The 24,779-nt window shown below is 60.4% G+C and carries 15 protein-coding genes and 1 pseudogene; 9 read left to right on the forward strand and 7 right to left on the reverse strand.

Features of this window, described 5'->3' with window-relative positions; translation table 11 throughout:
* Positions 1-73: 73 nt before the first annotated feature.
* The 3 genes and pseudogenes from JJ889_RS01930 (at position 74) to JJ889_RS01935 (ending at position 2,770) form a co-directional block, all read left to right on the forward strand.
* Positions 74-457 carry a dihydroneopterin aldolase gene (locus tag JJ889_RS01930; protein ID WP_291891075.1) on the forward strand — a complete coding sequence of 128 codons (384 nt, stop codon included), beginning with the start codon at positions 74-76 and terminating at the stop codon, positions 455-457.
* Positions 458-480: 23 nt separating this feature from the next.
* Positions 481-671, forward strand: a pseudogene (locus JJ889_RS15880) (IS6 family transposase); the annotation flags it as partial.
* Positions 672-961: 290 nt separating this feature from the next.
* Complete coding sequence (locus JJ889_RS01935; protein ID WP_291891076.1) at positions 962-2,770, forward strand: autotransporter domain-containing protein; 1,809 nt, start codon at positions 962-964, stop codon at positions 2,768-2,770.
* A 350-nt stretch (positions 2,771-3,120) separates the two neighbouring features.
* On the opposite strand, the gene JJ889_RS01940 is transcribed toward JJ889_RS01935, so the two are convergent.
* Entirely contained in the window at positions 3,121-4,209 is a 1,089-nt protein-coding gene (locus JJ889_RS01940; RefSeq protein WP_291891077.1) for a DUF418 domain-containing protein, read from the reverse strand.
* A gap of 133 nt (positions 4,210-4,342) precedes the next feature.
* Here JJ889_RS01940 and JJ889_RS01945 point away from each other — a divergent pair, with 133 nt between their 5' ends.
* The 5 genes from JJ889_RS01945 to JJ889_RS01965 are packed head-to-tail and all read left to right on the forward strand — an operon-like array spanning position 4,343 to position 11,172.
* The gene (locus tag JJ889_RS01945) at positions 4,343-5,923 is read left to right on the forward strand and encodes a sodium/sugar symporter (RefSeq protein ID WP_291891078.1); all 1,581 of its coding nucleotides are present in this window, start codon (positions 4,343-4,345) and stop codon (positions 5,921-5,923) included.
* A gap of 5 nt (positions 5,924-5,928) precedes the next feature.
* On the forward strand, positions 5,929-6,429 hold the full coding sequence (locus JJ889_RS01950) for a gluconokinase, GntK/IdnK-type (protein ID WP_291891079.1): 501 nt from the start codon (positions 5,929-5,931) through the stop codon (positions 6,427-6,429).
* 32 nt (positions 6,430-6,461) lie between these two features.
* On the forward strand, positions 6,462-8,798 hold the full coding sequence (locus JJ889_RS01955) for a glycoside hydrolase family 3 N-terminal domain-containing protein (RefSeq protein WP_291891080.1): 2,337 nt from the start codon (positions 6,462-6,464) through the stop codon (positions 8,796-8,798).
* The gene (locus JJ889_RS01960) at positions 8,798-9,823 is read left to right on the forward strand and encodes an SMP-30/gluconolactonase/LRE family protein (protein ID WP_291891081.1); all 1,026 of its coding nucleotides are present in this window, start codon (positions 8,798-8,800) and stop codon (positions 9,821-9,823) included. The genes JJ889_RS01955 and JJ889_RS01960 overlap by 1 nt, the downstream gene beginning before the upstream one ends.
* Positions 9,811-11,172 (forward strand): gluconate:H+ symporter, encoded by a 1,362-nt coding sequence (locus tag JJ889_RS01965; protein WP_291891082.1) that lies wholly within the window; start codon positions 9,811-9,813, stop codon positions 11,170-11,172. Before JJ889_RS01960 ends, JJ889_RS01965 begins: the two co-directional genes overlap by 13 nt.
* Before the next feature lies 1 nt (position 11,173).
* On the opposite strand, the gene JJ889_RS01970 is transcribed toward JJ889_RS01965, so the two are convergent.
* The 6 genes from JJ889_RS01970 to JJ889_RS01995 all read right to left on the reverse strand — a co-directional run bounded on the left by JJ889_RS01970 (position 11,174) and on the right by JJ889_RS01995 (position 21,475).
* Positions 11,174-13,747: a glycoside hydrolase family 3 protein gene (locus tag JJ889_RS01970; RefSeq protein WP_291891083.1), complete on the reverse strand. Its 2,574-nt coding sequence runs from the start codon at positions 13,745-13,747 to the stop codon at positions 11,174-11,176.
* A gap of 89 nt (positions 13,748-13,836) precedes the next feature.
* Entirely contained in the window at positions 13,837-15,669 is a 1,833-nt protein-coding gene (locus JJ889_RS01975) for a glycoside hydrolase family 9 protein (protein WP_291891084.1), read from the reverse strand.
* 10 nt (positions 15,670-15,679) lie between these two features.
* Positions 15,680-17,212, reverse strand: a complete 1,533-nt coding sequence (locus tag JJ889_RS01980; protein ID WP_291891085.1) for a tryptophan halogenase family protein — start codon at positions 17,210-17,212, stop codon at positions 15,680-15,682.
* A complete protein-coding gene (locus JJ889_RS01985) occupies positions 17,209-18,735 on the reverse strand; it encodes a tryptophan halogenase family protein (RefSeq protein WP_291891086.1) in 1,527 nt (508 codons plus the stop codon). Before JJ889_RS01985 ends, JJ889_RS01980 begins: the two co-directional genes overlap by 4 nt.
* Positions 18,732-19,967 carry a tryptophan 7-halogenase gene (locus JJ889_RS01990; protein WP_291891087.1) on the reverse strand — a complete coding sequence of 412 codons (1,236 nt, stop codon included), beginning with the start codon at positions 19,965-19,967 and terminating at the stop codon, positions 18,732-18,734. Before JJ889_RS01990 ends, JJ889_RS01985 begins: the two co-directional genes overlap by 4 nt.
* Positions 19,964-21,475 (reverse strand): tryptophan halogenase family protein, encoded by a 1,512-nt coding sequence (locus tag JJ889_RS01995; RefSeq protein ID WP_291891088.1) that lies wholly within the window; start codon positions 21,473-21,475, stop codon positions 19,964-19,966. Before JJ889_RS01995 ends, JJ889_RS01990 begins: the two co-directional genes overlap by 4 nt.
* Positions 21,476-21,655: 180 nt before the next feature.
* Here JJ889_RS01995 and JJ889_RS02000 point away from each other — a divergent pair, with 180 nt between their 5' ends.
* A complete protein-coding gene (locus JJ889_RS02000; RefSeq protein ID WP_291891089.1) occupies positions 21,656-24,688 on the forward strand; it encodes a TonB-dependent receptor in 3,033 nt (1,010 codons plus the stop codon).
* Positions 24,689-24,779 lie beyond the last annotated feature (91 nt).

The following is a 24,779-nucleotide window of genomic DNA, read 5'->3' on the forward strand; positions in this document are numbered from 1 at the left end:
ATTTAGCGCTTTGGCTACCCGAAACCATCCCGCCGCCCTAGATGCTGCTCCAAGCGCGAACAGGAGAAGCGACATGTCATCGCTGAGCACAGTCGAGATGACCAATCTGGAGATCAAAACCGACATCGGGACGTACAAAACCGGCGATGTTGTGCCGTCGGCGCATATTCTTGATCTGTTTCTAGTCATCGACTCCCGGCTGGTGCTGATCGAGCAAGACGGTATGGACTACGTTTTTGACTACGATCCGCTGATCGCCGAGATCGATGCCTTGGCTCAGGACGGGCACTACGAAACGCAAGAACGGCTCATCACCCGGATTGTTGGCGCGTGCGCTAAATATCAGGAGATCCAAGCCGTTGAGGTCTGCCTGAGAAAAACCCCGGTCCTGCGCGGGTCGGGGGATCTTGGTGTTCGCATCAAAGTGGACGCAGCAGCACTCGACGCGATGCGTTGATTGGATGGATGTAATCTGCGCGGATGAGCAACCCATTCAAGTATTTCAAAACTTCGCCCGAAATCATTCGACTCGCTGTGATGATGTAGATCCGCTTCCTCACTGCGGAACGTGGAGGACCTGCTCCACGCGCGTGGCATATACAATAGCCATGATAAAAATCCGGTATTGGTGGCGCCGTTTCGGTCCGATGTTCGCGGGCGAGATCCGCAGATAGCGGCCTCCAAGGATGCGGGGCTGGCCGAATGGCGTCAGCTCGCAGCCTGCGATGGGGTTAGTTCGGGGCTTTCCGCGACTAGTTAGCGTTAGTCTGACCCCACCTTTTTCTGTGCTCCCACTTCAGTTCGCGCCATGATTGAGCCCTCGCGTGCGCTGGACTTGCGCGCCTAGAAACCTATAACACATGTGAATGTCCAGCATTCATATGTGTATACAAATAGCATAGGCGTTGGAAAAAGCCGGGCGCAAAGACCCGGAATTCCTTGTCGATAAAGGGGAGAGACTATGCGGAACCTTCTTATGGCGGCCAGTGCCGCCTGCGCGCTTGCTGGTGCGCCGGCCATGGCCCAAGACTTCGATCTAACTGGCGGTAATCTTTATATATTCGGTGATAGCCTGTCAGACACAGGCAATATTCTCGCGACACTCGGCTCGGGCGGCCCGCCGGTCTATTTCAATGGCCGCTTCTCCAATGGCCCGGTCTGGCATGAAGCCATAGCCGGCAATCTGGCCCTATCGCCGCTCCTGGGCGGTATTGTTGGTGATCCGAGCAACGGCATTAATTTCGCCCATGGTGGTGCGCGCACCAGCGCCTTCGATATTGCGCCCGGCGTACCGCTGCCAGGTTCGCTGGAGCAGGCTCAGGCCTATGCGAGCCTGGTTAGTGCCGGCGCGATTACGGCGCCCTCTGCCAGTGATGTTTTCGGCGTCTGGATTGGCGGCAACAACTTCCTGTCTGGCCTGAGCACGGGCTCGCTGCCGGATATTCCGCAAGGCGTGGGTGAGATCCAGGCGACGCTGACGACGCTGGCCGATGCCGGCGCGCAGCAATTCCTGCTCTTCAATCTGCCTCTTCTGGGCAATTCGGTTGATATGCCGGGGGAATTTGTCACTCCGGTCAATATCGCCTCAAGACAATTCAATGAGGGCTTGCGCGAGGTCGATCGCGCCGTCACCGCCTCGCATGGTGTTGACATTCTGTACATCAATATCGAAGCGCTGTTCGAGGATACGCGGCTTAATCCGTCCCTGTACGGTTTCACTGAAAGCGTACTCGACTGTGTCAGCCAAGGGCTGTTGCTGCAGGACTGCCCAGATACCTGGTCGGATTATGACGGTATCCACCCGACCCGGGCCAGCCATGCCCTCATAACCAATTTCGTTTTCGCCAGCGTAACGAATTACAATGAAGGCGCAGCAGCGCTCGGTTCGGTGAGTGAAGCCTTTTATGAAACCGGCCTGGCCATCCGGACCTCAGTGCGCGATGGAGCCCGCGACTATCGCCATGCCGGCAGCGCTTATCTGATAGGCCGTACGCTTGATGGCAGTGTCGATCAACCCGGCCGCTCCACCGATTATAATGGTGAGCTTTATGGCATAGGCCTCAGCCAGAAAATCCATGACAGTGCTTTCTATGTCGGCGGCCAGGTCGGCTGGCTTGATGCGGCTTCAACCGGTCAGGGCTTGCTGTCCACGGCGAGCGAGATCGAGCAGATGTTCGCAGCACTTTATGGCGGTTTTGCTGGCGAGCGTGTTTATGTCGCGCTTGCGGCGGGTCAGGGTAATGGTCAGGCAGATACAAACCGCACCACCGCCTTTGCCCAGCGCAGTCAGGTGGAAAGTGAACGGGATCTGGATCTCACCTTCGCATCGCTTGAAGCGGGTTATGGGCTGGATCTGACTGGGCTTGATTTGACGCCCTTTATAGCCATCGCAACGGCTGATTATGAAATGGCGACAACGAGCGAGATCGGTCCGCTTTTCGCCGGCCATATCAACGCCACATCCTTCACTTCGACCACGGTCAGCTTCGGTGCACAACTTGATTGGGACGCGTCAGAGCGTGTCGGCTTCAATTTCAGCGCAGAGCGTGTGGAAGAAACCGAAGGCGACCGCACGGTCTCACTCCTGCTCAATGATGTCGATTTGTCGAGCGCTGCCATCTCGGTTGCCGATGAGAGCTGGACGGAAGTCTCCGCAGGCCTTGATGCCCAGCTGACTGAACGTCTCGGCCTCGCCGTCGAGGTTGGTGGTCAGTTCGGCGATAATACCGACAATTCATACGCTCAGCTCATGTTGCGCTGGCGCCGCTAGAGCGTTTTCGGGGCCTGTTAGACGAAAATGGGCGGGTCTCCAGAGACCGGGATTGAACCTATCTCAAGCAGCGAGCTGACGCCGTACTGGTGGAATGGCGTCAACTCGCGGCCTGCGTGGACCTCAAACTTGGACTTTGGAGACCCGTCCGTTTTCGTATCCCAGCACCGCCACTCAGACCGGCAGGTCTCGTCTCTTTCCATGAGCGGGCACTTTTTTCCCCAAGTTCCGGGGGCTTGCGAAGCCGTGTCTGGAATCGAGATAAGACGAACTCACACCAATGGGAGGCGTCAAGGCCGAGTAGACGGAGGCCGGTGCCGCATAAACCGCATTCATGACCCGCTCCGTCTTCACCTCGCCGCGAGGTGGCGCCAGGCGCGCTCCAGTGGGCCCGTGTGATATCGTTTCAGCCAGGCATGGATGGCCAGGTGTTGGATGACAAGATAGGCGAGGCCGACGGCGAAGAGCATGCCGGGTGATATCTGGTCATAAAGGCCGAGTCCTGCCGGATAGAGCAGCGGTACGAATACCAGGGATTGCGATATGTAGAGGGTGAGGCTCATCCGGCCACCCTGTTCAAGCCAGCCCAGCCCCCGACCTTTCAGCCAGCGGTAGAGCGCGATGAGCAGGACGATCTGCCCTGCCAGCAAGGCCAGGTTTGCATAATTGTTCAACAGGGTGCGCTGGGGCCAGCTGGTGGCATGCGGGAGCAGCCAGTGGGTGGCGGAAGCAACCAAGGCCGCGCCTGCAGCGACCGTGACCAGCACACCGATCGATATCCGATTCTGATCGTTCAAAAACCGTCTTCCGATCCAGAAGCCCAGGAAAAACAGGCCGAGCATCTGCACGAAGCGTCCGCTCTCCCAGTAGAAGACCGCCTTGTAGAATTGTCCTGAGGCAGCGTTGGTTGCGATCAGGTTGGACCAGCCTCCTTCCAGATATGCCTGCAGTGTCGGATCAGACCAGTGTAAGGGCTGTTCGGGGAAGGTGTCGGTGGTGACCTGAAAGAGCAGAACAGGCTGGAGGAGAAGAGGGAGGAAGACGACCGGGAGCCAACGGGTCTTCAGACTGGGTGCCAGAAGGAACAGGGCGAAACCAGCCACGACGATGAGGGTCAGGATGTCGCCGCGATAGACCAGACCGTGAAGCCAGCCGATCACAAACAGGATCACCAGGCGTTTTGCGAAATAGACCCGCTGCCTATCCGAGGGCTCGCTTGCCGTCGGGAGCATGAGGTGCGTGGAGATTCCGAACAGCAGGGCGAGCAGGGCAAAGGACTTTCCGGCGAAGATGCTGAATGTCCAGGCCTGAAACGGGTTGGGATCGGGAGCTAGCCAGTACAGCTCGAACAGCTCGACGATATGCACGAGAAACAAGCCCAGCATGGCAAACCCGCGCAATATGTCGAGCTCAGGAATGCGGGATTCCGCGACTGCCATAAACTTTCCTCACGTCCGGTTGGAATTCGGATAGAATTGACATTCACTAGCGATTGAGTGATCAATTGACAACGTTATCAGGAATGAGGTCAGGCAGACTGGTCCAGCCGCGACAGCCGACCCGGGGGAGAAAATGCAGTTATCGACGTTCGACCTTGTGATCGTGTTCGGCTATGCGCTGGCACTGATTGCTATCGCGACCCTGGTCAGCCGCGAGAAGGCGGGGCATCAAAAGGACTCCTCCGACTTCTTCCTGGCCGGCAAGGCCTTGCCGTGGTGGGCGGTCGGTGCCTCGCTGATTGCAGCGAACATCTCGGCCGAACAGATCATCGGCATGTCCGGCTCGGGTTATGTCGTGGGTTTGGCAATTGCCACCTATGAATGGCTCGCCGCCGTGACGCTGATCGTCGTTGGCAAATTCTTCCTGCCAGTCTTCCTGAAGAACGAGATTTACACGATGCCGCAATTCCTGGAGCGTCGTTATGACGGCCGGGTCAAGACGGTGATGTCTATCTTCTGGCTGGCGCTCTACACATTTGTGAATCTCACCGCGATCCTGTGGCTGGGTGCAACAGCGATCAATGCCCTGACGGGTTTCGACATCACTTTCGCGCTGATCGTTCTGGCGGCATTTGCCGTGGCTTATTCCATCTATGGCGGGCTGAAAGCGGTGGCCCTGACGGACATCATCCAGGTGGCCATGCTGGTCGGCGGCGGTTGTCTGATCACATGGATTGCCCTCAACGAGGTCAGCGATGGCGCGGGTGTCATTGCCGGTATGGGCGTTCTGATTGACGAGGCGCCGGGCAAGTTCGACATGATCCTGGACAGCGATCATCCGGAATACATGAACCTGCCGGGCATCGGTGTGCTGATGATCGGCATGTGGGTGATGCATTTCTCATACTGGGGCTTCAACCAGTACATCATCCAGCGGGCGCTGGGCGCCAAATCCGTTGATGAGGCCCAGCGCGGCATCGTGTTTGCCGCTTTCCTGAAACTCTTCATGCCGCTGATCATCGTGGTTCCGGGCATCGCAGCCTTTGTGCTGGCCCAGGACGCGTCCAGCGGCATCGAGGTTGGTCGGCCGGATGCGGCCTATCCCGCCCTGATGGCCCTGACACCGGTGGGTATAAGAGGTCTGATTTTTGCGGCTCTGATTGCTGCCATCGTCTCCTCCCTGGGTTCGATGATGAACTCCATCTCCACCATCTTCACGCTCGACATCTATAAGCCGATGCGAGAAGTGGCGAGCGAGGGGCATCTGGTGACGGTCGGGCGTCTGGTCTCCATCTGTGCGGTGATCATTGCCGTCGCGGTGGCTCAGCCGCTGCTGGGCAATTTCCCGCAGGCATTCCAGTTCATCCAGGAGTTCACCGGCTTCTTCACGCCGGGCATTGTGGCGCTGTTCGTGCTCGGTGTTTTCTGGAAATCGGCTACCGCCAACGGCGCGCTGGCAGCAGCGGTTGGCTCCTTTGGTCTGTCGGTGCTCGGCAAACTCTACATGGACTGGATGCCGTTCCTTGACCGTGTCGGCTGGATCTTCCTGGCGTGCCTGGGGATCATGTTCGCCATGGCCGTGATCGAGCGCAAGGACCAGGGCGAGAAGGCCGTCTCCATTGACGGTGTCTCGTTCTCGACCTCCAGCCTCTACAATCTCGGAGCGCTGATCGTCGTCATCACGCTCGGACTTCTCTACTGGGCATTCTGGTAGGATAGATGGCTCGCCTGATCGTCATCATGGGTGTCTCGGGCAGCGGGAAGTCGACACTTGCCGCTGCGCTGGCCGAACAAACCGGCTGGTGCTGCCTGGAGGCGGATGATTTTCATCCGTCAGAGAACATCCGCAAGATGGCTGCGGGCGAGCCGCTGACCAATGACGACCGCCGCAGCTGGATCCGCTCCATGAGGGCGGCGATAGACGCGTTGAGCGATCACACCGTGATTGCGACCTGTTCGGCGCTGAACCATACCGTACGCGGCTGGCTGACCGAGGGGCTGGATCGTGAGGTGTCTTGGTGCTGGCTGAAGCTGGATGAGGACACGGCTTGTGAACGTGTCCGCTTCCGGTCGGGGCACTACATGCCCGCCGCACTCGTGCGCAGCCAGTTCGAGGCGCTCGAACCGCCGGCCGAGGCGTGGCAGCTCGATGCCACAAGACCGCTCGCCCATAATCTCGAAGAACTGAACCACCGCCTTTCAGCGCCCGTCGCTGTTTGAGCCGGGGTGCCGATAAGAACAAAGGAAACACCATGTCCAAAATTGACTACGTTGTCAGAATGCGCACCTGTGCCGCCACCCTGTCTCTGCCGCTGATTGTCCTGGCGGCCTGTCAGGAGGATAGCGGTCCACAGAATATGGTTGCCCAGGCCGGTGTAACGCGGGCGCAGACGCAGTTTTCCCAGCGGGTCGAAGGTCTGCTGGCGCAGATGACGCTGGAAGAGAAGCTCGGCCAGCTCCACCAGGCCGCGGGTGGTCGCAGCCGCAATCTCAACTCCCGCCTGACACCTGAAGAGCTGGACCGTGTCCGCGCCGGCGCGGTCGGGTCCTATCTGCATGTCGCGGGTGCAGAGCCGCTGGCAGAGTTGCAGCGTGTCGCGGTTGAGGAAAGTCGTCTGGGCATTCCACTCCTGTTTGCGATGGATGTCGTGCACGGCTATCGCACCATCTTCCCCGTGCCGATCGCCATGGCCTCGACCTGGGATGAGGCCGATTGGCGAAATGCCACACGTATTTCTGCCGAGGAAGCATCCGCCTCAGGTCTGCACTGGACGTTTGCCCCGATGATCGACATCGCGCGTGATCCGCGCTGGGGGCGCATCGTGGAGGGGGCAGGCGCGGATCCCTATCTCGGGTCGCGAATGGCGGAAGCGCAGGTTCAGGGCTTCCAGGGTGAAAGCCTCGCGGCTGGAGACACACTCCTGGCGACGGCCAAGCATTTTGGCGCCTACGGCGTGCCAATAGGGGGCCGCGATTATGGAACCGCGGACATTGGCGAGCGCAGTCTCTACGAGACCTATCTGCCGCCCTTCTACGCGGCGACACAGGCGGGCGCGGGCTCCATGATGACCGCGTTCAACGATATTGACGGCGTGCCCTCGACCTCGAATGAGGCGCTGATCGACGGGACGCTTCGCGCGCGCTGGGGTTTTGATGGTCTGATCGTCAGTGACTGGAACGCGATTGCCGAACTGATGAATCACGGCGTGGCGGAATCGCGCGCTGCCGCCGGGGCCCTGGCCCTCCAAGCGGGCGTCGACATGGACATGACGAGCGGCATATTTGTAGAGGAATTGCGCGATGCCATTGCGGCGAACCCGGCGCTGGAAGCCGATCTGGACCTGGCCGTTGGGCGCATCCTGACCGCGAAGGAGCGTCTGGGCCTGTTTGACGAACCGATGGTCTATCACCAGGTCGAGCGCGAGGAATCTGAGCTTCTCGCTATCGATCATCGGGAAGCGGCGCGAGCCATCGCAGCGCGCAGTGTGGTCCTGCTGAAGAATGAGAACCAAGCCTTGCCGCTGGACGTCGGCGCGGGCCGGGTGGCAGTCATCGGCGCACTGGCGACGGATGCCTCGACCCAGCTGGGGTCCTGGCGAGCGCAGGGGCGATCGGAGGACGTTATCAGCCTGCTTGATGGTTTGCGCGATGGCGCGCCGGAAGGTGTGGAGATCGTCCATGCAGCAGGCGCGGATCCGCGCAGCGACGACCTTTCCGGACTGGATGAAGCTGTTGCACTGGCCCGGTCTGCGGATCGTGTGCTGCTGGTTGTCGGCGAGCACTTCGACCTGTCGGGTGAAGCGCGCAGCCGTTCGGATCTCTTCCTCCCAGACAGTCAACGCGCCCTGGTGTCGGCCATTCTCGACACTGGACAGCCTGTGACGGTCGTGCTGGTGACCGGCCGCCCGCTGGCGATCCCCGACATAGCTGAGCGAGCGGATGCGGTGCTGAATACCTGGATGCTGGGTGTGGGGGCAGGTCCGGCCCTGGCCGATATCGTCTTTGGAGAAACCTCTCCGGCAGGCCGTCTTCCGGTCAGCTTCCCGCGGGCGACGGGCGCCGCGCCTTTCACCTATTCGGAATATCCGGGCGGCCGCCCGGCAGATCCGGATCTGTCGCGTGACACCAACCGCTATATGGACCAGCCGATCACGCCGCTCTACGCCTTCGGGCACGGGCTCTCCTATTCAACGTTTGAATACGGTGAACTCGACGCCGCTGTTGTCGATGACGAGATCCGCCTCTCGGTAGAGATTTCCAACACCGGTGATCGCCAGGCGGATGAAGTCGTCCAGCTCTACATGCGTGACCCCGTCGCTTCGGTTGCCCGTCCGCGCATCGAGCTGCGCGGTTTCGAGCGTGTCTCCCTGGCTCCGGGAGAAAGTGTGACGGTCCGGTTCACGCTGGCCCCGGCACAGGCGGCAGTTTTCCAGGCGCCAGGCGTCTGGAGGGTCGAGCCGGGCCAGCTGGTCTTCCACGTTGGCGCCAGTTCTCTCGATCTCAAGTCCTCTGCGGACGTGCAGATTGAAACCGGGTTCGACACGGATCAGCCTGCTGCCGCGATCGCGACCCGGGTGGAGACTGAGTGATGCCGACACGACGGGAAACTCTTGCAGGTCTTGGCGGGCTTGCAGCGATGGGGCTGGGTGGATGTGCGTCGCGTTCGCTTCCCATCTCGGTCGAGCTTCATGATGCCAGTGCGCAGCCATTGTTCCGGGCCGCGTGGGGGCTGGAGCAGCTAGCCGACGGTTTTACCTGGAGTGAGGGGCCAAGCTGGGACCGCGTACGGCAGTGCCTCTATTTCACCGATGTTCCGGGCAACCGGGCCTATCGCTGGTCGGATTCGGCTGGGTTGGAGACATTCCTTGATCCTTCCGGCGTCGATGCCTCGAGAGCGGTCGGCATGCGCGAACCGGGCGCCAATGGACTCTGGTACGGCGAGGATGGCTGGCTCTATCTCTGCAATCATGGTGAGCGCGCGGTTCAGCGCATGCAGCTCGACACACAGGCGCGGGAGACGCTGGTTCAGAACTTTGAAGGCCAGCGTTTCAACAGTCCCAATGATCTTGTGCGGGCCGATGATGGCTCGATCTATTTCACCGATCCGCCCTATGGCCTTGAGGGGCTGGATGCCTCGCCGCTCAAGGAAATGTCTGCTAATGGCGTCTATCGACTGGCGCCGGACGGTCAGTGCGAACGCCTGTTCGATCACCTCACCTTCCCCAACGGGATAGCGTTGTCCCCGGGCGAGGACTGGCTCTATGTGGCGCAGTCTGACCCTCAGGCTCCGCACATCTATCGGGCGCCGCTGCGAGAAGGTCGTCCTGCGGGTGCACTCGAACTCTGGTTCGATGCGTCGTATTTCCTGGCCGCGGGCGATCCGGGATTGCCGGACGGGATGTGTGTCAACGAGGACGGGCTGGTGTTTGCGACCGGGCCGGGTGGGGTGTTGGTACTCTCACCGCGCGGTGACCTGCTTGCGCGGATCCTGACGGGTAGCGCAACGGCGAACTGCGCCTTTGGCGGTGTGAATGGCGACTGGCTCTACATCACGGCGCATGACCGTTTGCTGCGAATGCGGACAAACACCCGAGGTCTGCAATGGCGGAGCTAGGGCTGGAGAACTGGCAGGATTATCGCCCGCTGCTCGCTACTCTCGCGGCGATCCCGCTGCTGTTGTGGCTGGTTCTGAAATGGAAAATCCCGGCGTTCACGGCCTTGATCGGCGTTAGCCTGATTGCGGCGCTCGCAGCGGGCATGAGCTCTGAAGCGGCTTATGCAACCATTACGGCTGGCATGGGTGGGACCCTGGGTTTTATCGCCGTAATCGTCGGCCTAGGCAGCCTGTTTGGGGCGTTGTTGGAGGCTGGAGGCGGCCTGCCCAGGCTGGCGCGCCTGCTGCTGGGAGAGCGGCGCGGCTTTGGCGGTCAGCTGATGACCGGTATGATCGGCCTCGTGGTGGCGATCCCTGTGTTTTTCGATGTTGCCCTGATTGTTTTGGCGCCGGTTGTGGTCGCCCTCGCCAGACGAGCCGGTCGGCCTGTCCTGGCATTCGGTCTGCCGCTGCTTGCAGGCTTGGCCATTGCCCACGCCTTTATTCCTCCGACACCCGGTCCGGTTGCTGTTGCCGATATTCTCGGCGCGGACCTGGCCTGGGTGATCCAGGCCGGACTGGCGGCTGGCATCCCCGCTCTGCTGGTCGCCGGTCCGGTGTTTGCCAACGCGCTGGAGCGTTTCGGCCAGATGCCGGAGGCCAGGCTGGGTCATGACGGGGTGTCTGATGAAATCGAGAATGCCGTCAGCGGGCGGATTGTGCTTCTTCTTATCCTTCTGCCGCTGGTCCTGATCCTGACACAGGCCGTCCTTGCCCTGACAGGGGTTGGCGGTGCCGCTTCTGATGTTTTTGCTCTTGTCGGGCATCCCTTTGCTGCCCTGCTGATTGGCTGTGCGATCGCCGGGCTTGTCGTTGCGAACAAGCCCCAACTCATTCGTGACCGGGTCAGCCGCGGCATTGCGGAAGCTTTTGCTCCGGCTGGCGCGGTGATCCTGGTCACCGGCGCGGGCGGGGCATTCAAACAGGTTCTGGTCGATACCGGAGCCGGGGCCCAGCTGGCAGGTCTTGTTCTGGCTTTTGGTATGACACCGATCCTGCTCGGTTATGCTCTGGCCCTGATTGTCCGCGTGGCCCAGGGCAGCGCGACAGTTGCGATGATCACAGCGGCCGGCATGACCGCTCCCCTGCTAATTGGTCAGGACCTGGGTGGGTTTGACGTAGCGTTGATCGTGATCGCGATTGCAGCGGGCGCCTCGGCCCTGTCGCATGTCAATGACAGCGGCTTCTGGCTCGTCAGCCGGATATTCGGCTTGAGCGAGGCGGCGACGCTGAAAACGTGGACAGTCTCGTCCACGCTGCTCAGCATCACCGGTCTTTTCGCTTGTCTGGCATTGAGCCTGCTGGCCTGAGCTAGCGGGCATCCCCGCAGGTCTGGGTGGCGTCGGTGTCGGAAGCGAGGCCGATATCGCCCAGACCGATCTCACCGCTCTCTTCCTCGGAACGAAGGATGAAGACGGCTTGCGTGTTTGTCAGGTCCACACCGGCTTCGGTGAAACAGCTCAGGCTGACCCGGTATTCCTGCCAGGGCCCCTGGGTGATGCGGACAGGAACAAAATGCTCGCACGTTTCCGTGCTGGAGCATGAGGCGCCGATCTCCACCCAGGTGTCGCGGCTGTTATAGCCGCGGGCCCGGAAGGAGATTTCCATCGCGCCATTGGCTTCACGTGAGAGATCTTGGGGTTCAGCCGTGCCAAGGCGAACGCCCACTCCGGCCTGGTGCCAGATGAAATGCAGGGAGTCTTCCTGCGCCGTGCGGTCGGTTCGGCCCAAGGTCAGGGCTTCAGTTTCCAGCCGCTCTTCCGGAGCGTCGCTCCAGCTGTTACCCGACCCGACCTGGACGCTCCACGGCGCGACAGCCTGCCCAAGGCGATAGAAGGCTCCGCTCGGAGCAAGGTCCTCAGCCGACAGGCCGGAAGCTTCGGGCAGATCTGCCAGTTCCTGCGTATCTCCAAAGCTCAGTCCATAGCCATAGGCAAACAGGGGCGCGTAGTCCGCGTCACCACGATTGACCGGGCCGCCGACAGCGCTGGCTGGCCAGGAGAAGGACAGGCGCCCGGTGAAGTCAAAGTCCGGCTGCGTGCGGAAGAGCATGTCGGCAATGCCGCCGCCTTCCGTGCCGGGCAGCCAGGCCGCTACGAAGGCATCCGAGTCGTTGATTTCCGGATTGGTCCACAGTGGACGACCGGACAAGAAGACGCTGACGACGGGCATGCCCGCGGCGGAGTAGGCTTCGAGCTGCTCTGTATCGAAACCGTTGGGCACGAAGTCGAGATGTTCCCGATCACCCTGGAATTCTGCATAGGGGTTCTCGCCATAGACCGCGATGACAGCGTCGGCGTCATGGTCGTCATCACCTTCCGGATCAAAGATCACGCGCCCCCCGGCGGCTTCAACGACTTCGCGTATGCCGTCGAGAATGGTCTGACCGGCCGGGAATTCCTCATTGGGATAATCCCCGCCCTGCCAGGACAGGGTCCATCCGCCCGAGGCCTTGCCCATATGGTCAGCACCATCGCCCACGACAAGCACGGTCATGCCAGGGTCGAGAGGGAGGAGACTGTCCTTGTTCTTCAGCAATACCAGGGATTCACGGACTGCCTGACGTGCGATAGCGCGATGTTCATCGGCTGCCAGAACGCTGTCATCATTGGCCAGTGGACGCTGGCTCGGCGCGACTTGTTCAAACAAGCCCGACTGGATTTTCACACGCAGGATACGGCGGACAGCATCATCCAGCCGCTCCATTGAAATGCGACCTGCCCGTACATGTTCGAGTGTTGAATGATAGAGCTCGCGCCAGCTGTCCGGGGCCATGTACATATCGACCCCGGCATTGAAGCTTTCTGGGCAATCCGTTGCCGAACAGCCGGCCACCAGGCCGTGGCCATTCCAGTCACCGACGACAAAGCCGTTGAAGCCCATGCGGTCTTTGAGAATATCGTTCAGCAGGCTCTGATTGCCGTGCATGCGCACGCCATTCCATCCGGAGAAGGAGGCCATGACAGTCTGAACGCCGGCGGGGATCGCCGTGTAGTAACCCTGGGCATGGATATCGCGAAGTTCCGCTTCGCTGATCCGGGCATCGCCCTGGTCGCGCCCGTCAGCCGTGCCGCCATCGGCGAGGAAATGCTTGGCACTCGAGATGACGCGACCAGGGGCCATGAACTCGTCCGTGCCTGGTCGACCCTGCAGGCCCCAGACGATGCGCTCGCCATAGGCATGCACAATTTCTGGATCCTCCGAGAAACCCTCATAGGTGCGGCCCCAGCGATCATCTCGCGGGACGGCCAGCGTGGGTGCAAAGGTCCAGTCATGTCCGGAGACGGACAGCTCGCGCGCGGTAATCCGGTAGATCTCCTCGATCAGGTCCGGATTGTTCGTGGCACCGAGGCCGATATTGTGCGGGAAAACGACCGCGCCGCGCAGATTGGCGTGGCCGTGGACGGCGTCGATGCCCCAGATAATCGGAATCGCGATCTCGACGCCGGTCGGGTCAAGCGCGGCATTGAAGTACTCGTCCGCCGCTTCCAGCCAGGTGTCAGCATCGGCATAGGGGAGCGGACCAGGGGCCGAGTTTCCGCCGCTGAGCACGGAGCCGAGACGGTATTCGCGGACTTCTTCAGCCGTCACAGAACCACTGTCCGCCTGGATGGTCTGACCAACTTTCTGTTCGACCGTCATCATGGACAGGATCTCGTCGATCCGGGCTTCGACCGCCGGGTCAAGCGGAAGGGGTGTGATTGCGGGCCAGTTGGCCGCGTCGGCTGTGGCCGCGTCTGGTAAGTCGATAAAGACCGGCTCTGCCATTGTCGTATCCGCGCCTTGAAGCTCGGGTTCAGAGGCGAGCTGGCAGCCGGCGAGCCCCAGGGCCGCCGAAAGGGCGATCATGGACACAGCGGTACTGGACGGACGATGTAGCGGCATTGTTGGCTCCCCTGTTTGAGGTTACATGATCGCATTTAGACAACGTTGTCAATATCGGCTGTGAAGAGCCGTGAAATCCGGATTTTCGCCTAGTTGTTATTATGTTGTGTGGCTTCCAGATATGCCGCGATTGCGAAGAGCGGCGCATTCCAGTTGATAGCAACCTCGTTGAGCGCATAGGCGTCAACATGGTCGGCCCAGCAGGTCTGGGGCGCACACTCGCCTTCCATTTCGCGCGCGATCGGATCAATCATGATGCGATGATTGGGCCCGCCGGAAAGCGCTCCGGGCGGGGCCTCGGGAAACTCCGGATCGGCGCCATTGGCCCAGAAGCGGTGGTGCGGAAACCGCATCGGGCGCGCGCCATAGCCGGCGATGTAGCTCTGGTCGAGCGGATTGCGCCCGAGGAGGTAGTCCATCGCGTGCACGACGCCATCCCGGAAGCCCTGTTCCGGATCGACGTCATGCGCTGCCGCCATGACAAGGGCGCGATTGAGCAAGTTGGCGCTGGACCCCCAGGTGATCTCGCTCGGGGTCAGCGGGTAGTGATAGCCGCCAGAGGTCATTTCCTGCTGGTACTGATTGGCGCTGGCCCGAACGATGGTCTTCGCCTGTTCGCGCAGACTCGGATGATCTTGGCTGAGCAACAGGGAGAGTTCCGGCAGCATTTCGGTGTTTGCCCAGAAGATGGGCCGACGTCCGCTCAGTTGTTCTCGATAGGTCAGCGCTGATTGCCGGTACGCCGCCTCTCCTGTGGTCAGGCAGAGCTCGATGGCGGCCCAGTAGAATTCGTCGATAACATCGAGGTCGCCATAAGCGCCGCCGCCATCGAACGTATTGCGAGCAAGCAGGTCGGGGTAACGCTCTGCTGCGGCAAAGGCCCTTCGCGCGGCGCTCAGGCATTGATCTGCGAAGACAGGGTCGAGTTCGCGCCAGACCCGTCCGCATTGCGCTGCCGACGCGGCCAGATTCAGCGTGGCTGCAGTCGTTGGCGGGATCAGATATCGGGTTTCAGCGGCATCCTCCGGCAGCAGAGGCAAGGGCAACCAGCTGCGCTCATGAAGCTTGTGGTGGACGAGGCCGGAGCCATCTACCAGGATCGGGCGGGATTGTTCCGCTTCGTCCTCGCGCGCGTCCACCCAGACCGAGGCGCCCTCCGGCACTTGCATGGCCAGCATGAATTCCAGCTGCCAGCGCGCTTCGAGGAGGATTTCACTGACCCCGTCTTCACTTTCGGGCAAGGTCACACGCTCACCGTTCCAGCCGAACTCCGCCAGCTCGCCGAGAGCTTGGAAACGTTCATAGACGTATTGGAGCGTCCAGACCGAGATCCCGCCATTGACCACGTACTGGCCGTAGTCGCCCGCATCCGCCCAGCCGCCCGTGGTGTCGAGATGATAATCGCATCCCGGCCACTCTGTTCCGGTCATGTCGGTGCCGGTGAAACAGGTGACCTGGCTCCCGAAAAACCCACCCGCACGGGCCCAGGCCTCGCCGCCCGTGAAGGCGGGGTCGAGATCCGTGCCGAGGCGATTGAGATAGAAGTATCTGAGGCTGTCTTCTGCCAGCTCCGCATAGGGCCGAACGCCGATGGCAAAGGCGCGCGAGCGCGCCCCGCAGGCTTCAATCGTGAAGCCTGTTCCGGGCGTTGAGAGTGCCGCGAAATCGATGTGGTGGACGGTCTCCCCGGCGCTTTCATCATAGCCGAACGGCTCGGATGTGCCGCTGGCGACAGGCGTCCCGTCCGCGTCCAGCACGCGCCAGTTCACAGGTGTCTCGGTGTCGGCACGCAGGATGGCCAGCTTGGGACCGGTCGTTTCGAACCCGGTCTGGTTCATGACAATCGGGGCGAAATCCTCGGCAAGCGCACATTCGGGCGCGGGCTGCAGGGCAGCGAGCAGGCTGGCGGCAAGAACAAGCATTTGAGAACTTCTACACGGTCTCCGACAGCATATCCGGTTCGGCGGCGCAGTGTTCGGCGATGAAGTCCGCGTGGCTGGGCATATGATCCGCGGATGCCCGGATCACTGACAGGATCTGTTCCAGCCGGGCATCAACCTCGCGATCGCCCAGGCTTGAGACCAAGGGGTGATGGCCCCGGGGTTCTACGCCCTGACCGTCCATGACGGCGAGCCAGCTGGTTTCGTTGAACAGCTCGTCCTTCTCGCGATAGACGCGACCATTGGTGCGATAGAGCTCGAGTTTGCGAGCGAGGTGGTCGGTCATCGGCAGGTTTCGGCAGCGCCGCCAGAACTCGCTATCATCGCGCTCGGTCTGGCGATAATGCAGGACCAGAAAATCACGCACATACTCGTATTCCTGCAGCGTTAGACGGTTGTACTCATCGATGTCGGCCGGGTTGAAACTGCGATCCGGGAAGAGCGTCATCAAGCGCGCTATCCCACTCTGGATCAGGTGGATGCTGGTGGATTCCAAGGGTTCCATGAATCCCGCAGCGAGGCCAATCGCCAGCACATTCCGGTTCCAGAACTTGCGACGATGTCCGGTCACAAAGCGCAGCTGGATCGGGTCTCGCAGGGGGCGGCCCTCCAGATTGTCCAGCAGAATACGGGCAGCCTCGTCATCACTCATATGATCAGAGCAATAGACATGGCCATTGCCGGTTCGGTGTTGCAGCGGGATGTGCCATTGCCAGCCCGCCGGGCGGGCGGTCGAGCGGGTGAACGGGTCTGGCTCACGTACACGTTCCGACGGAACCGCCAGCGCCCGGTTACAGGGCAGCCAGGCACTCCAGTCCTCGTATCCGGTTTCCAGTGCCTGTTCGATCAAGAGCCCGCGAAACCCTGAGCAATCGACGAAAAAATCGGCCGAGAATTCGCGACCATCCTCCAGTTTCACTGAGGCCAGGTGGCCGCTTTCCTCGTCGAGGCGTGTGTGTTTAATCCGGCCCTCGATGCGCTCGACCCCTCGAGCCTCCGCGTACTGGCGCAGATAGTTCGCATACAGGCCCGCATCGAACTGGAAGGCATAGGCGATATGGCCGAGCGGGGAGTTCTTGGCATTGGGCACTGGTCGCAGGAAGCGTCCCTCGCGGGCGGCGAGCACCTGGAGGCAGAACTCCGGCAGCTCAACCTCATATCCGCGCTGGCGGGCATTGAGCCAGAAGTGATGAAACATCACCCCGTCCATGTCGCTGCCATAGGAGCCGAAAGGGTGCAGATAGGAATGGCCTTCGCGCCGCCATCCCTCGAATTCGATGCCCAGTTTGAAAGTCGCCTGGGTTGCCTTGATGAACTCGTTTTCGTCGATGCCCAGCATGCGGTTGAACAGAAGGATCTGGGGGATCGTCGCTTCGCCGACGCCGACTGTGCCGATCTGCTCGGACTCGATCAGCTGGATCCGAAGGTCGTGGTCCGCGAAAATCTTGGACAGGGCCGCGGCTGTCATCCAGCCGGCAGTGCCACCTCCCACAATCAAGACCGAACGGATGGGGTCGACGCTCATGCGAGCTCTCCTTGTGTCTCGGCCTTGCCAAGCACGTGCCTGATGAAGGCGTCATGCGGCGGCATCTTGCTTGCGGCCATGGCGTAGGTCTCCCGCATGTCGCGCAGTGTCCGGGCCAGCTCGTCGCTCGCCAGACTGTCAGCGACCGGCGAATAGGCTTTTGGCAGAATGCCTTGCCCGACCATCACCGCGAGCCAGCTGGTCAGGGTAAAGAGGTCTCCCTTGTGGGCAAAGAAACGGCCATTTTCTCGGAAAAGCCCCAGGGTCTGGCTCAGGCTGTCCGGGATCTGCATGGTGCGAACATGGTCCCAGAAAGCGGAGTCGTTCCGGCGGGTTGCGTTGTAGTGCAGGATCAGGAAGTCACGGATGTAATCAAATGAATCGGCCATGATCGCGTTGTAGCGCGCGGTCTCACGCGCGCTGATGCCATCGCGCGGAAACAGCGCCAGCAGTTTGCTCACGCCTTCCTGGATCAGATGGATGGAGGTTGATTCAAGCGGTTCCAGGAAGCCCGAGGAGAGACCGATGGCCACGCAATTCTTCTCCCAGAAACGGTCGCGGCGGCCAGGCGTGAAACGCAGATGGTTGGGTTCGGCCAAGGGGGTGCCTTCAATGTTGCGGGTCAACACGTCCAGGGCGCGTTCGTCATCCGTGTGGGCGGAGGAGTAGACGTAACCATTGCCGACACGGTGTTGCAGCGGAATACGCCATTGCCAGCCGGCTTCGCGCGCGGTAGCGCGGGTATAGGGTGGTGTCGTCTCATCTCGCTCGGAAGGTAGAGCAATGGCCCGGTCGCAGGGCAGCCATTCACGCCAGTCCTGATAGGCAACGCCCAGTTCCTGCCCAATCAACAGCCCCCGGAAACCTGTGCAGTCGACAAACAGATCGGCTTCAAGGCGGGGTCCATCATCAATGCCCAGGGCCCGGATTGCACCGCGCTCGCCATCGCGCTCGACGGTGGCGATGCGGCCTTCATGCCGAACAACGCCTCTTGCTTCAGCGTACTGGCGCAGGAATCGCGCATAGAGGCCGGCGTCGAAATGATAGGCGTGACGCATCTGGGAAACGGGTGATTGCGGATCGTTGACCGGCAGCATGAACTTGCCTGCACGCGCGGCCATGCAACACATGGAATAGGCCTCAAGCGCGTGGTCTTCGCCGAGCAGACGGGCGCGGTTCCAGAAATGGTGGAAATCCTCGCCCTGCATCGGAAATCCGTAATCCCCGAACGGGTGGAGATAGCGCTCGCCGATCGCACCCCAGTCAACAAATTCGATGCCGAGTTTGTAGCTGCCCCTGGTTGCGGCAATGAAGTCGGGCTCGGTAATCCCGAGCATTCGATTGAAATCGGCGATGCCGGGAATGCTCGCTTCGCCGACACCGACCGTACCGATTGCGTCAGATTCGATCAGCTCAACACGCACGCCGGCAGGCAGGATGAATTTGGACAGCGCCGCGGCTGTCATCCACCCGGCGGTTCCGCCACCCGCGATGACGACACTGGATATGCGATTGCTGGTCATGCGGTCTCCCGGGATTGGCCGAGCGCCTTGTCGATCGCCTGGAGGTAGACCGACAGCGGCGGGAATTCCCCGCTGACCACGTTGATGCGCTGAAGCAATTGGCCGAGTTCCTGTTTCAGACGAGCATCATCCAGCCGCATCGACAATGGATCAAAATGTTCCGGCACATGGTCCAGCGCCAGGGCGTGCACGACCCAGTCACTGGCCGTGACCAGGTCCGTGTCCAGCGGACGCACATAGCCGCGGTGTTTGAACATCCTGAGTCGTTCTGAAGTGCGTGCATCGTCGCCACCAAGATACAATGTGGTTAGCGCGCGCAGCTCGTTCATTTCCTCAGTCCAGATGCGATTGTATTGCGACGTCTCGGCGGGATGACAATCCCGATCCGGCAGCAGTTCGACCAACAGGTCCAGCTCGTGCAGGACGCGCTCTATCGCGAGACCGGGCAAGCTCGGGCCGCTGTAGGCGGCTTGTCCGATGGAGACCTGATTGCCTCGCCAGGGCTGTTTGATCAGTTGGTCTTCATCACCACCCGCCAGGGGATATTCGAGGGCCCCATTGCGCAGCGGAATCGTAATCGTCCAGCCGGTCGTGGAAGCGCGCCAGCTCGAAAATGGCTGTTCACCGCTTTGGGCTGAGATCTGGAGCTCGTTCGATCGTTCGCGTGCATCAATGACAAGGTCTGCTTCGACGGCGTTTGCGGCCGCTGCAAGTGGTTGGACGCTGGTCCCTTCAACGAGGCGCTCAAACAGCGCTTCTGGATGCACGTGCAGGCCGGACTCGTGCTGAAGGGGCCCGATGAGATTGCGTTGGTCTGGTGGCGCGAAACGGTTTTCCTGCATCGCCCGATAGGCCGGAGAAAAGGCGGCGTAGGGCAAGCGAAGTCCGCCCTGGCGCGCACGCAGCCAGTGATGGTGAAAACCGATCCCGGCCCAGTCGATGCCACGTGATCCAAAAGGGTTACAGCTGGTTTGCTGGTCGGTCACGATCATCTGGCCCAGCGAGGGCAGGCTGCCCGGAAGGGCGAGCAGGTCGCGCAGGCCCAGTCCTGCTGTCTCCAGGCGCTGAAGCGCTGACGGGGTTAGAACTGTATGTACCGGTGAGAGTGCTGGCGTCTCTGTTTCAGCGAACCGCGCTATGGAGAGGCCGGTGCGCTGTTTGAGCACAAACGCCGACAGCGCTGCTTCAATGCCCGAGCCGAGAATGGCTATTGTTTCGATCGGTCGGCTCACTGGGCCGCCCTCCCGGCTTGAACCAGCGCAGCCAGCTTGTTGTCGTGATGGGGCATCCGCGAGACGGCGGAACCGATTTCGCTGTCCAGTGCCGCAAGCCGAGCAGCCAATTCTGCGTCATCCAGCTGGCTTGCGGAGCCATCCGGCTGTGCGGGTATCAGTCCCTGTCCTAGGTAGACGGCAAGCCAGCTGGGTTCGAGAAACAGGCCTTGCTGGTAACGCGCCACGCGTCCGCGAGCGCTGAAGAGATCGATCTTCTCCTGTAGCGTTGTAGGAATCTCCATAGTTCGTACATGGTTCCAAAACGCGGAATCATGCCGGCGGGTGACGTGATAATGCAGGATCAGGAAGTCGCGGACGCGTTCGAACTCGCGGGCCATGATAGCGTTGTACTCATCGCGTTCACGCGACATGTCGGCACTCACGGGCAAGAGTTCGATGAAATTGGTGATCGCCAGTTGGGTCAGGTGGATGCTGGTGGATTCCAGCGGCTCCAGGAAACCACTGGCCAGTCCGACGGACACGCAATTCCTCGACCAGAACTGTTTGCGGCGTCCGGTCCTAAAGCGCAGCACGCGTGGTTCGGCTTTCAGCTCACCCTCGATGTTCGCGCGCAGAATTGCCTCGGCTTTGTCGTCATCAATAAAGCTGCTGGAATAGACATGGCCGTTGCCCATGCGGTGCTGGAGCGGAATGCGCCACTGCCACCCGGCTTCGTGCGCGGTCGCTCGGGTGTAGGGCAGGATGGGCGATGTTGCAGCGGATGGAACTGCGACAGCCCGGTCACAGGGAAGCCAGTGCGACCAGTCCTCGTAACCGGCCTTGAGTGTCTGATCGATGAGAACGCCGCGAAACCCTGTGCAATCGATAAAGTAGTCGCCTGTGAGCAGGGCTCCATTGTCAAGCTCTATCGAGACGATGTCGCCGTTTTCACTGGCTTGATTGACAGCGTTGACAATACCTTCGGTGCGCCGAACTCCACGACCCTCTGCGATCTTGCGCAGGAAAGGCGCGTACCGGGTTGCGTCAAACTGGTAGGCATATCCATAAGTTGATGTAATTGCGCGGTAATCGGATTCTGGAAAGTCGAATTTGCCAGCTTCGCACATGCGTACGGGTAAAGAATACTTGCCGATATCACCAGCGCTCGCGTCGGGATTGAGTTTGCGCCAGACCTGGTGGAATTTGGCCCCCTGGATCGTGCGGCCGAAATCCCCGAACGGGTGGATGTAACGCTCGCCGACATCGCCCCAGTTCACGAATTCTATGCCCAGTTTCAACGTCGCCGAGGTGGCTTTGAGGAATTCGGTTTCGTCGACGCCGATGGTTTCATTGAAGTGACGCAGATGCGGCAGCGTAGCCTCACCCACACCGATAATGCCGATCTGTTCGGACTCGACGAGATCGATGGAAAACTCCTGTCTGGGCAGCATGGAAGACAGGGCAGCAGCAGCCATCCACCCTGCGGTTCCGCCGCCGACAATGACGATGCGCTTTTTCGCCCTCATCACCGAATTTTCTCCCCTGCGTCGTGCGGCAAATCATGCATTGTTTGCCGGTTCCGGACACTGATCTTTCAGATTCTTCGATTTGTTATTCTTGACAGATCGAAGTGTTTAGTTGAAGGTGACAGCAATTGACAACGCTGTCAATAAAAGGCGGCGCGCTTCAATGAGGGGAGAATTTTGATGAAATTCAACGGTGTATCCGGAAAATCCAAACCGGATTTCAGGACGAAAGCGTGGGCAGGTGCCTCCGTCCTGGCCCTGGCAATCGCGATGGGCGCGCCCGCTGCGATGGCACAGGATGCAGATGAAGACACACAAGCAAGCGACTCTGACGTCATCACGGTCCGCGGCATCCGTTCGAGCCTGCGCTCGGCACAGGAAATCCGTCGCAATTCCGATGTCCTGGTGGATGCAGTAACGGCGGAAGATATCGGCGCTCTGCCGGACCGTTCCGTATCCGAAGCGCTGCAGCGTGTCCCGGGTATCAATATTACGCGTTTCGATGGCGAGAACGACCCAGACCACTTCTCCGTTGAAGGATCCGGCGCGATCATTCGTGGCCTGAACTTCGCCCGCAGTGAACTGAATGGCCGTGACGTGTTTTCCGCAGATAATGGCCAGCAGATCGGCTTCAACGATGTGTCCCCGGAAATGCTTGGCTCGGTGGAGGTCTTCAAGAACCAGTCCGCCGACATGATCGAAGGTGGACTGGCCGGCACCGTCAATCTGAATACGCGCCTGCCGTTCGACGAGAATGGTCGTCTTCTCGCCTTCACGCTTGAAGGCAATTACACCGACTTTGCCGACGAGCTGACGCCGACCGCGTCCGCGATCTATGCGGATAGCTGGGAGATGTCAGACGGGTCCGAATTCGGCTTCCTGATTGGCGCGTCCTATTCCAACCTTAAGTCCCGCGCGGACGGCACCCTGGTTGCCGAATGGCTGGACCGTGATCCAGGCGACGGGCAGGATCTGTATGTTCCTTCGGGCGCGGGTATCCGGACACAGCTTTTTGATCGCGATCGCGACACCATCTCCGCAGCTGCCCAGTGGCGCAGTGCCAGTGGCGAGCTGGAAGCAACGGCCCAGTTCTTCCGTGCGTCCTATGAGAACGCGTGGAGCGAGCGTGCGGTCGAGCCAAGCATTGATAGCGGTCCGACGATCATTCCGGCAGCGGGTACGAGCTTCGAGTTTGGAGATGATGGCCTGTTTGAAAGCGGCGTGATTTCCGAGAGCGTGGGTTGGCGTTCCAACGACCCGACCCACCCGCTAAACGGTGTGCGCCAGCTGGCGCTGACCCGCGGCAAGGTTGACGAGTCCGTCACGACGGACTGGGGTTTCAACCTCTCCTGGGCACCGACAGATCGTTTCCGCACCAGCTTCGATCTCCAGTTTGTTGAGTCCGAAGTAGATATTGCGGATGTGACTGTTCACGCGGCATTCTTCTCCGATATCGAACTGGACATGGGTGGTGAGGTGCCGAGCGTCGTCTATCGCGCACCAAGCGATGGTTCCAACCCGTATTTCAGCGACCTCGGAAACTATTACATTCGCTCGGCTATGGACCATCTTTCCGACAATGAGGGGGAGGCGGTCTCTTTCCGCGGTGACGCCGAATACGATTTTGAAGGTGATAGCTGGCTGCAGTCCGTGCGCTTCGGTGCCCGTCGCTCCGAGCGCGACCAGATTGTTCGCAGCTCCACCTATAACTGGGGTAATATCTCAGCGACTTGGAATGCACCGTTTGCACTCGATAATCCGGCTATCCCGGCGGGCACTTTCGAGCTGTATGATTTTAATGACTACCAGCGTGGCATGGCGACCGGCCTTGAGGGGGGTGTTCCGTTCTACACCGGTCCGCTCGGCGACAATTATGACGTCGCCGTCGCCGATCTGATGTCCCTTCGCAACGCTGCTGGCAATGGCGGCTGGGTGCCGCTCGCACAGCGCGGCGGTGTTGTTGCCGGAACCTCGTTCCTGCCGTCGGAAATCACCGATGTCAGCCAGGACACGACCGCATTTTACGGTCGCCTGGACTTCTCCAACGAGGCTTTCACCTCGGGCATGACTATCAGCGGTAATGTGGGTCTGCGTTATGTGGAGACTGAAACGACCGCCGTTGGCGCGCTCTCATTCCCGGATGCCTCGCTCTATTTCGGTGCCCAAACGCCGGATGATTTCTGTGCTGCTATCGTCGGTACGCCTCCGGGACTCTGTTTGGAAACCTCGGCGGTTCGCAATGCCTTTGCGACTTGGGCAGATGGCACAAATACAGAGCTTTCCGACAGCAATACCTATGACAACTGGTTGCCCAGCCTGAATGTTCTCTTCGGTGTTTCCGAGGAATTCCAGATCCGCTTTGGTGCATCGCGTGCCATGCGCCGTCCGGACTTCGGTCTGATGAAGAGCAATCTGGTGATTGCACGCGGCGATGATGATCCGGTCACCGGAGCCTGGCTTGGCCCGCAGGTCTCGACGGGTAATGTTCAGCTCGATCCGATCATCGCTGATCAGTATGACCTTGCCTTCGAGTGGTACTTCGCGGATGTCGGCTCGTTGACCTTCTCGCTCTTCCACAAGAGCCTGGACAATTTCATTGTTCCAGCGGTGATCCAGCGAGATATCGAAAACAACGGTCAGACTTTCACGGTTGATGTGGATGGTGTTGGCAATGCCTCCGACAGCGGCGAGATCCAGGGCTTCGAGGTGGCTTACCAGCAAACCTTTGACGAGCTGCCCGGTATCTGGTCCGGTTTGGGGGTCCAGGCGAACTACACCTACATCGACGCCCAGGGCATTCCGAATATCGGTCCGAAGAATGATGAGCCGAACGGTCGTGGTGGCGCTCCGAACTTTGACGTCTCGGCGCTGGGCCTGCCGCTTATGTCCGAACACACGTTCAACATGGTTGGCTTCATGGAAACCGATCAGTGGAGCGCGCGTCTCGCCTACAATTGGCGTTCCGACTATACGCTGACGGTTCGTGACGTGATCTATCCATTTACCCCGATCGTCCATGAGTCGACCGGCCAGCTGGATGGGGCCTTCTTCTACAACCTGACCGACGGCATTACCGTCGGTGTCCAGGGTGTAAATCTGCTGGATGAGGTCTCCGAGACCAGCTCGGTGATCAACGATCAGCTGATCACGGCCCCGCGGAGCTTCTTCCGCAATGACAGGCGCTTCGCTTTCATAATTCGCGGTCGCTTCTAGACGCTTGCACCCTCTCTCTAGGGTAACTGGCGGCGGGTTAAAGCAACCCGCCGCCCTTTCTTTTCCTGCCCGACAACGGTGGACAATGCCC

The sequence above is a fragment of the Maricaulis sp. genome (assembly GCF_017643475.1).
In the GTDB taxonomy this organism is placed as follows: domain Bacteria; phylum Pseudomonadota; class Alphaproteobacteria; order Caulobacterales; family Maricaulaceae; genus Maricaulis.